This window comes from Streptomyces sp. NPDC059567 (assembly GCF_042735655.1).
In the GTDB taxonomy this organism is placed as follows: domain Bacteria; phylum Actinomycetota; class Actinomycetes; order Streptomycetales; family Streptomycetaceae; genus Streptomyces.
The window spans coordinates 22,136-30,724 of the sequence record NZ_JBHWBS010000056.1; the positions used below are offsets into that span (position 1 = coordinate 22,136).

Annotated in this window: 7 protein-coding genes; 4 read left to right on the forward strand and 3 right to left on the reverse strand. The window is 71.2% G+C overall.

Annotated elements, in window-relative coordinates; all coding sequences use genetic code 11:
• Window positions 1-232 precede the first annotated feature (232 nt).
• Window positions 233-1,501, forward strand: a complete 1,269-nt coding sequence (locus tag ACFVZW_RS23430; protein ID WP_384524402.1) for a PspC domain-containing protein — start codon at window positions 233-235, stop codon at window positions 1,499-1,501.
• Complete coding sequence (locus ACFVZW_RS23435) at window positions 1,498-2,205, forward strand: LuxR C-terminal-related transcriptional regulator (protein WP_384524405.1); 708 nt, start codon at window positions 1,498-1,500, stop codon at window positions 2,203-2,205. Before ACFVZW_RS23430 ends, ACFVZW_RS23435 begins: the two co-directional genes overlap by 4 nt.
• Before the next feature lie 8 nt (window positions 2,206-2,213).
• On the opposite strand, the gene ACFVZW_RS23440 is transcribed toward ACFVZW_RS23435, so the two are convergent.
• Both ACFVZW_RS23440 and ACFVZW_RS23445 read right to left on the reverse strand, forming a co-directional pair.
• The gene (locus ACFVZW_RS23440) at window positions 2,214-2,621 is read right to left on the reverse strand and encodes a DUF3291 domain-containing protein (protein WP_384524408.1); all 408 of its coding nucleotides are present in this window, start codon (window positions 2,619-2,621) and stop codon (window positions 2,214-2,216) included.
• An 81-nt stretch (window positions 2,622-2,702) separates the two neighbouring features.
• Window positions 2,703-3,788: an NlpC/P60 family protein gene (locus tag ACFVZW_RS23445; protein ID WP_384524411.1), complete on the reverse strand. Its 1,086-nt coding sequence runs from the start codon at window positions 3,786-3,788 to the stop codon at window positions 2,703-2,705.
• Between the two features lie 346 nt (window positions 3,789-4,134).
• Here ACFVZW_RS23445 and ACFVZW_RS23450 point away from each other — a divergent pair, with 346 nt between their 5' ends.
• Entirely contained in the window at window positions 4,135-4,488 is a 354-nt protein-coding gene (locus ACFVZW_RS23450; protein WP_384524414.1) for a hypothetical protein, read from the forward strand.
• A 73-nt stretch (window positions 4,489-4,561) separates the two neighbouring features.
• Here ACFVZW_RS23450 and ACFVZW_RS23455 read toward each other — a convergent pair whose 3' ends face one another.
• Complete coding sequence (locus ACFVZW_RS23455; protein WP_384524417.1) at window positions 4,562-5,722, reverse strand: NlpC/P60 family protein; 1,161 nt, start codon at window positions 5,720-5,722, stop codon at window positions 4,562-4,564.
• 273 nt (window positions 5,723-5,995) lie between these two features.
• Here ACFVZW_RS23455 and pcrA point away from each other — a divergent pair, with 273 nt between their 5' ends.
• Window positions 5,996-8,455 (forward strand): DNA helicase PcrA, encoded by a 2,460-nt coding sequence (pcrA, locus tag ACFVZW_RS23460; RefSeq protein ID WP_384524420.1) that lies wholly within the window; start codon window positions 5,996-5,998, stop codon window positions 8,453-8,455.
• Window positions 8,456-8,589 lie beyond the last annotated feature (134 nt).

Here is an 8,589-nt window from a genome sequence, read left to right on the forward strand (position 1 = left end):
GGTCGGGGCGGGCCCCCCGCCGCCGGGGGGGCTCGTTGTGTAGACGGCGAACAACTTTTATGGCTACCTGGTGGCCGGCCGGGCCCCCCCCGGGCCCCCGGGGCCGACCCTGGCGCGACCCTGATATTCCGCGGGCGGTCCACCCCGAGGAACTCCTAGGGGCCGCGTCCTAGGGGCGATCTCAGGGCAGACCCTGATGTCCACGCCAGGCCGGACGTGTGACGATCGGTTCATGCCCGCAACCGCCCGTGTCGCCGAGACCGACGAACCGCCCGTGCGCAAGCTCTATCGGAGCGCCGACGGCCGGTGGCTCGGCGGTGTCGCGCGCGGCCTCGCGGGACATCTGGGGCTGCCCGTCGTCTGGGTCCGCGCCCTGTTCGTGGCCCTGCTCCTCGCGGACGGCCTGGGCGCCCTGCTGTACGCGGTCTTCTGGATCGTCGTCCCGCTCGGTGTCGGCGGCCGCTCCACGCCCCGGCCGGTGTTCGAGACCACCGCCGACGGCCGGCGCAGGCTGCGCAAGCCGGACCGGGGCCAGGTCTTCGCGCTGATCGCGCTCGCGATCGGCGCCGCGATCTTCGCGGGGAACATCGACTGGGGCAATCGGACGGACCGCTATGTCTGGCCGACGCTCCTGATCGGCGTCGGCGTGGTGCTCGTCTGGCGACAGGCGGACAACGCCCGCCGGGCCAGCTGGACCGAGACCGGCCGCCGCCGGCGCACGCTGCAACTGGCCCGCGGCTTCGCCGGAGTCGCGCTGGTCGGCATGGGGCTGACCGTCTTCATGGTGGTCCGCGGCTCCGCCGCCCAGCTGGGCACGGCGCTGACCGCCGCGATAGCCGTGCTCACCGGTATCGCTCTGCTCGCCGGCCCGTGGCTGGTGCGGATGTCCCAGGACCTCTCCGAGGAGCGGACCATGCGCATCCGCGCCCAGGAGCGCGCCGAGGTCGCGGCCCATGTCCATGACTCCGTGCTCCACACGCTCACGCTGATCCAGCGGAACGCGGACGAGCCCGGCGAGGTGCGCCGACTCGCCCGCGCCCAGGAGCGGGAGCTGCGGAACTGGTTGTACAAGCCGGAGGGCACGGGCAAGGACGAGGCCGAGGAGCCCGAGACCCTCGCCGAGGCGGTGAAGCGGGCCGCCGCCGAGGTCGAGGACAAGCACGGTGTCCCGCTGGAGGTCGTCGTCGTCGGCGACTGCCCGCTCGACGAGAAACTGGTCGCGCAGATGCAGGCCGCGCGCGAGGCGATGGTCAACGCCGCGAAGTACGGTGGCGAGGGCGGGGCGGTACAGGTCTACGCGGAGGTGGAGGGCCGTTCGGTCTTCGTCTCCGTGCGGGACCGGGGGCCCGGCTTCGACCTCGATTCCGTACCCGCCGACCGGATGGGCGTACGAGAATCGATCATCGGCCGGATGCAGCGCAACGGCGGTTCGGCCCGGCTGCGGTCGGTGCCGGGCGGAGGCACCGAAGTGGAGCTTGAGATGGAGAGGGCGGACGCATGAGCGACGAGACCGGGACCGGGACGACGGGGGCGGAGACCGTGGAGCGCCGGGTACGGGTCGTGCTCGTCGACGACCACCGGATGTTCCGCACGGGCGTGCAGGCCGAGATCGGCAGGACCGACGTGACCGGGGTCGAGGTGGTGGGCGAGGCGGCCGACGTCGACCAGGCGGTCACGGTGATCACCGCGACCCGCCCCGAGGTCGTCCTGCTCGACGTACACCTGCCGGGAGGCGGCGGGGTCGAGGTGCTGCGCCGCTGCGCGAGCCTGATGGCGGCGGCCGAGCACCCGGTGCGCTTCCTCGCCCTCTCGGTCTCCGACGCGGCGGAGGACGTGATCGGCGTGATCCGGGGCGGCGCCCGCGGCTACGTCACCAAGACGATCACCGGCACCGACCTGGTCGACTCGATCTTCCGCGTCCAGGAGGGCGACGCGGTGTTCTCCCCCCGCCTGGCCGGCTTCGTCCTCGACGCCTTCGCCTCCACCGACGCCCCGCCGGTGGACGAGGACCTCGACCGCCTCACCCAGCGGGAGCGCGAGGTACTGCGGCTGATCGCCCGGGGGTACGCGTACAAGGAGATCGCCAAGCAGCTCTACATCTCGGTGAAGACGGTGGAGTCGCATGTCTCGGCGGTCCTGCGCAAGCTACAGCTGTCCAACCGTCACGAACTGACCCGCTGGGCGACGGCCCGCCGACTGGTCTGAGGCCGGCTCTAGGAGCCCGGCTTCTTTGCCGCTTCCTCGGCGAGTCGGCGCTTGGCCTCGGTCCAGTCGATCGGGAGCCGGTCCACCGGTACCTCCCAGAAGGTGAAGGTCGAGTCGCGCATCGTCGCGCGCAGGCCGCTCATGATCGAGCGGTGGGGTTCGGCGCGGGCGTAGGCGTAGAGGGCGTTGCGGTCCTCCCATGCCGAGAGGGTGTAGAAGGTCCGCTTCAGCGGCTGGGCGATCAGCGAGGCGCCCAGGGCGCCCGGCGCCGACTTCACCTGTCGCCAGGCACTGAGCGATTGAAGAAAGAACCGGGGCACGTCCTTCAGGGAGCGCACCTCGAAGCGGGAGGCCATGACCTGCGCCTCGGTGCCGGCGCGGGCCTGATTCGGGACGGTCCAGGGGAGCGTGGGCATGGCATGTCCTCTCCACGATTGGATAGTGGCACTACCCATAGTAGATAGCGCCACTATCCAAAGGTCAAGGGGTTTCCGCCCTCACGCCACCCGTGTCGCCCCCGCGAACGGCATCTCGTCGATCGGCGCGACCCGGATCGGAGCGCCCGGCCGGGGCGCGTGGATCATCTGCCCGCCGCCGATGTACAGCCCGACGTGGCTGATGCCGGAGTAGAAGAACACCAGGTCGCCCGGGGCCAGTTCGGAGCGCGACACCCGCTGCCCGGCGTTGATCTGCGTGTACGTCGTACGGGGCAGCGACACCCCGGCGGAGCGCCAGGCGGCCTGAGTCAGGCCCGAGCAGTCGTACCTCGACGGGCCCGTCGCCCCCCACACGTACGGCTTGCCGAGCTGGTCCCTGGCGAAGGAGATCGCCTGAGCGGCCCGCCCGTTCGGCGCCGCGACCGGTCCGCGCCCCTCGCCGGCCCGGTCCGCCCGCGCCCCGGCCGTATCGGCGAAGCCCCCGGCGCCGTCGCCCCGCCCTGAACCGGTCGCCGCCGCCTCGTACCGCGCCCGCTCCTCGGCGGTCAGCCGGGCCAGCAGCTTGCGCGCCTCGTCGAGCTTGCCCTGCACGGCCGTCTTCTGCCGCCGCAGCTCGGCCTCGTGGCCGCGCAGCTGCGTCAGCCGCTCCGTCGACTCGGCGCGCAGCTGCCCGATCCCGGTGAGCTCCCGCCGTACGGAGGTGATCGCCGTCGCCTGGCGCTCCCCGGCCTTCTCCGCGAGCGCGGCGCGCGCCAGGTACTCGTCCGGGTCGGAGGTCAGGGCGAGCTGCACGGCGGGATCGAGACCGCCGGAGCGGTACTGCGCGGTGGCCGTGGAGCCGAGCGCGTCACGGGCGGTGTTGAGACGCTCGGTCCTGCGGGCGGCCTCGTCGCGCAGCCGGTCGAGCGCGCCCCGGGCCTCGTCCACCTTCTCCTTCGCCCCGTTGTACTTCTCGGTGGCCACCTCGGCCTCCTGGTACAGCCGGTCGACCTTCGCCTTCACCTGCGCGGGGGTGAGCCTGGGCTCGGCCTGCCCGGACCCCTCGAAGACGGTCGCCGTGGCCGCGGAGGCGAGGGCGAGCGTGGCGGCGGTCCGTGCCGCCTGGCCACCGAGGGGTGAGTTCCTGGGCTTGCGGTGAGCTGCCACGAGGGCGGGTCACATCCTCTCCCTGTGGGGGTCGATGCCCACCGGGTCCGGCGATGGACCGCACAGGGGAGACGGCCCACCGCCGGATTTCTCGGCGGGGGCGGCCGACTGCCGCCGGAAGAACCGACGGTGGTGGGGAGCCGGCCACCTGGAGGAGGACGCTAAACCTCGGCGTCACGGCAGGGCGGGGAGTTGACCGCTATTGGCGCCAGTTGGCGCTCCGGGACCGTTCGCTTCCGGGGTCCGCGGCGGGTGGGTGCCGCATTGCGGCACGCCCGTGACCGATGCGCCGGACTGGCTGGACCCGGCCGAACAGCGGTGCTAAGGCCCGGTTAGGCTCCGCCCCATGGACGTACTCATCAATGTCTTCGTCGCCCTGCACATCATCGGAATCGCCTCGCTGCTCGGCGGGTTCCTCACCCAGATGAAGGCGATGGGCGCGGGTACGGCCCGCTTCGTGCCGGCCATGCTGCACGGCGCGCTGACGATGCTGGTCACCGGAATCGCCCTGGTCGGCCTCAACCAGGCCGACGACCAGGCCGTCAACAACGTGAAGATCGGCATCAAGATGGCGATCCTCGTCGTCATCCTCGCCCTCGTGTACGTGAAGCGGGACGAGGAGAAGGTGCCCGCGGGCCTCTTCGGCGCGGTCGGCGGCCTGACCGTGGCCAACGTCTTCATCGCGACGCTCTGGACCTGACGGAACCGGCTCCGGGCACGGCGGAACCGGCTCCGGGCACGGCGGAACCGGCTCCTGACCGTGCGGAACCGGCTCAGGCCGGGCGCACGCTCCCGTAGATCGGCATGTAGTAGATCGACTCCTCGCGGACGTTGGCACCCGGCTTCGGCGCGTGGATCATCTTGCCGCCGCCGATGTACAGGCCGACGTGGCTGATGTCGTCGTAGAAGAAGACGAGATCGCCGGGGAGCAGGTCCGCCGTCGCGACCCGCGTTCCCACCTCCACCTGGTCCCAGGTCGTGCGGGGCAGATCGACGCCCGCCGCCTTCCAGGCGCCCTGGGTCAGCCCGGAGCAGTCGTACGAGCTCGGGCCCGTCGCGCCCCATACGTACGGCTTGCCGATCTGGGCCCGCGCGAACGCCAGCGCCTTCTCCGCCTTCGCCGCGTACGTCGAGCCGCTCGTCCCGCCGGTCGCCGGCGGCTCGGGCTTGTCCTCGGCCGCCTCCTCCTGCCTGCGCCGCTCCGCCTCCGCGGCCGCCTTGGCCGCCGCCGCGGCCTCGGCCTTCGCCTGCTCCTCCGCCTTGCGCCGCGCCTCGGCCTGGCGCTTGCGCTCCAGCTCCGCGAGCCGGGCCTTCTCCTCGGCCGTCAGCCGGGCGAGCAGGGTCCGCGCCTCCGCGAGCTTCCCCTGGACGTTCTGCTTGCTGGTGCGGAGCGTCGCCTGCGACTCGGTGAGGCTCTCCAGGCTCTTCGTCGCCTCCGTGCGCTGCTTCGCCGCCTCGGCTCGCTTGCCCTCGTAGTCCGCCACCGCGCTGCGCTGCCGCTCGGAGAGCCGGTCCATGAGGTGGGTCTGGTCGAAGTACGACTGCGGGCTGTCGGCGAAGATCAGCGCGGCGGTCGGGCCGACCGCCCCCGCCCGGTACTGCGCCGCCGCGTACGAGCCGAGCGCGCGCCGGGACTCGTTGATCGCGTCCGTCCGCTTGGCCACGTCGTCGAGGATCCGGTCGACCTTGCGACGCTGCTGGTCGGTGGACTCCTTGGCCCGGTTGTACTCCTGCGTCGCCGTGCCGGCCTGCCGGTAGAGGTCGTCGACCTTCTTCTGGATCTCCTCCACCGTCGGCTTCGGCGGCGCGGGGGCCGCCTGCGCGCTCTGTGTGGACAGCAGCGTTACGGAGGCTATGGCGGCCGTCGTGACCCCGACGGCGGGGGAGTGCGGACGTGTGCTGCGCGGCTTGCGATGGGACGCCAAGACCGGCATCTCCTTCCGTGGCCGCCGAGTTGCGCAGGCCCAACTGGCTGGAGACAGGGCCGGGTTCGGCGTGGGCTGCCCGCTCGGCGCGATTCGCCGCCGGAGGGGACGGGCTGCTTGGGCGAGCACGCTAGCCAATTCGTGGGGGCGCTGTGAAGGCCGATGTTCGATATGCCCGATACATTTTCGTGACCTGAAGCGGACTGTCACCCTCCGTAAGAATCCGGTCACTTCGGGAGGTGGCAGCGGGCTGTCAGTGCGGCGGCCTAGACTCGTTAGGCGATGAGCAGCCTCTTTGACGACAGCTTCCTGGCGAGCCTCCAGAACCACTCCTCGGAGGAGCCCCCGCCCCCGCCCGAGGACGACGAGCACCACCCGCACGGCTCCCCGGCCGCGGAGGAGGTCCCGCACGACCTCTTCGAGGGGCGCTTCGACGCGCCGCCGACCAGGGACGCGTACTACCGCGACGGAGCCGCCCGCCCCGTCGTGGACGCCGCCGCGCTCCTGGAAGGGCTGAACGAACAGCAGCGCGCCGCCGTCGTCCACACCGACACCCCGCTGCTCATCGTCGCGGGCGCCGGCTCCGGCAAGACCCGGGTGCTCACCCACCGCATCGCCCACCTCCTGGCCACCCGGCACGTCCACCCCGGCCAGATACTGGCGATCACCTTCACCAACAAGGCCGCCGGCGAGATGAAGGAGCGGGTCGAGCACCTCGTCGGCCCGCGCGCCAACGCCATGTGGGTCATGACGTTCCACAGCGCCTGCGTCCGCATCCTGCGCCGCGAGTCGAAGAAGCTCGGCTTCACCTCCTCGTTCTCGATCTACGACGCCGCCGACTCCAAGCGCCTGATGGCGCTGGTCTGCCGCGACCTGGACCTCGACCCGAAGAAGTTCCCGCCGAAGTCCTTCAGCGCCAAGATCTCGAACCTCAAGAACGAGCTGATCGACGAGGAGACCTTCGCCGACCAGGCCGTCGACGGCTTCGAGAAGACGCTCGCCGAGGCGTACCGGATGTACCAGGCGCGGCTGCGCGAGGCCAACGCCCTGGACTTCGACGACATCATCATGACGACGGTCCATCTGCTCCAGGCGTTCCCGGACGTCGCCGAGCACTACCGCCGCCGCTTCCGTCACGTCCTCGTCGACGAGTACCAGGACACCAACCACGCCCAGTACACCCTCGTGCGGGAGCTGGTCGGCACCGGCTACGAGGACCTGGAGCCGGCCGAGCTGTGCGTCGTCGGTGACGCGGACCAGTCGATCTATGCCTTCCGCGGCGCGACCATCCGCAACATCCTCCAGTTCGAGGAGGACTACCCGAACGCGACGACGATCCTGCTGGAGCAGAACTACCGCTCGACGCAGACGATCCTCTCCGCCGCCAACGCCGTCATCGAGCGCAACGAGTCCCGCCGCCCCAAGAACCTGTGGACGAACGCTGGCGCGGGCGCGCAGATCACCGGCTACGTCGCCGACACCGAGCACGACGAGGCCCAGTTCGTCGCCGACGAGATCGACCGGCTCACGGACGCGGGCGACGCGAAGGCCGGCGACGTCGCCGTCTTCTACCGGACGAACGCCCAGTCCCGCGTCTTCGAAGAGATCTTCATCCGCGTCGGCCTGCCCTACAAGGTCGTCGGCGGAGTGCGCTTCTACGAGCGCAAGGAGGTCCGCGACGTCCTCGCCTACCTGCGCGTCCTCGCCAACCCTGAGGACAACGTCCCGCTGCGCCGCATTCTGAACGTGCCCAAGCGCGGTATCGGCGAGCGCGCCGAGGCGATGATCGACGCCCTCTCCCTCCGGGAGAAGATCACCTTCCCGCAGGCGCTGAAGCGGGTCGACGAGGCGTACGGCATGGCGGCCCGCTCCGCCAACGCCGTCAAGCGCTTCAACACCCTCATGGAGGAGCTCCGTACGGTCGTCGACTCCGGCGCCGGCCCCGCGGTCGTCCTTGAGGCCGTCCTGGAGCGGACCGGCTACCTCGCCGAGCTGCAGGCCTCCACCGACCCGCAGGACGAGACCCGCATCGAGAACCTTCAGGAACTGGCCGCCGTGGCCCTGGAGTTCGAGCAGGAGCGCGGTGAGGAGGAGGCCGGCACCCTGGCCGAGTTCCTGGAGAAGGTCGCACTCGTCGCCGATTCCGACCAGATCCCCGACGAGGACGAGGAGGGGTCCGGAGTCATCACGCTGATGACGCTGCACACCGCCAAGGGCCTCGAGTTCCCGGTGGTGTTCCTGACCGGCATGGAGGACGGCGTCTTCCCGCACATGCGCGCGCTCGGCCAGGCCAAGGAGCTGGAGGAGGAGCGCCGGCTGGCGTACGTGGGCATCACGCGCGCCCGCGAGCGGCTGTATCTGACCCGCTCCTCGATGCGCAGCGCCTGGGGCCAGCCGTCGTACAACCCGGCCTCGCGCTTCCTGGAGGAGATCCCGGCGACGTATCTGGAGTGGAAGCGGACCGGCCCCATGGTCAAGCCCGCCGGGCCGACCTCGGGGATCACCTCCTCGCTCTCCTCCTCCCGTGCGCGCTCGGGCCCCTCAGGCTTCGCCACCCGCCGCACCACCGACAAGCCGGTGATCACGCTCCAGGTCGGCGACCGGGTCACGCACGACCAGTTCGGTCTCGGCACGGTCATGCAGGTGACGGGCGTCGGCGCCGACGCGCAGGCGACGATCGACTTCGGCGACGAGAAGCCCAAGCGACTGCTGCTGCGGTATGCACCGGTCGAGAAGCTGTAGAAGAACCCGTGACGACGAGAGGGGGGCCCGGGCCCGGCGGGGGCCCCCCCCGGGGGGGGGGTGGTGTGGGGAGCGCGGGGGGGGGGGTCCGGGGTTGTTTTTTAAAAAGACAGGGGCCCAGCGATAGGGGGTGT

Bases quoted from the DNA above. Each gene is read 5' to 3' on its own strand.
- ACFVZW_RS23435 (WP_384524405.1), top strand. From the start codon at position 1,498: ATGAGCGACGAGACCGGGACCGGGACGACGGGGGCGGAGACCGTGGAG.
- ACFVZW_RS23430 (WP_384524402.1), top strand. From the start codon at position 233: ATGCCCGCAACCGCCCGTGTCGCCGAGACCGACGAACCGCCCGTGCGC.
- ACFVZW_RS23440 (WP_384524408.1), bottom strand. From the start codon at position 2,621: ATGCCCACGCTCCCCTGGACCGTCCCGAATCAGGCCCGCGCCGGCACC.
- ACFVZW_RS23450 (WP_384524414.1), top strand. From the start codon at position 4,135: ATGGACGTACTCATCAATGTCTTCGTCGCCCTGCACATCATCGGAATC.
- ACFVZW_RS23455 (WP_384524417.1), bottom strand. From the start codon at position 5,722: ATGCCGGTCTTGGCGTCCCATCGCAAGCCGCGCAGCACACGTCCGCAC.
- pcrA (WP_384524420.1), top strand. From the start codon at position 5,996: ATGAGCAGCCTCTTTGACGACAGCTTCCTGGCGAGCCTCCAGAACCAC.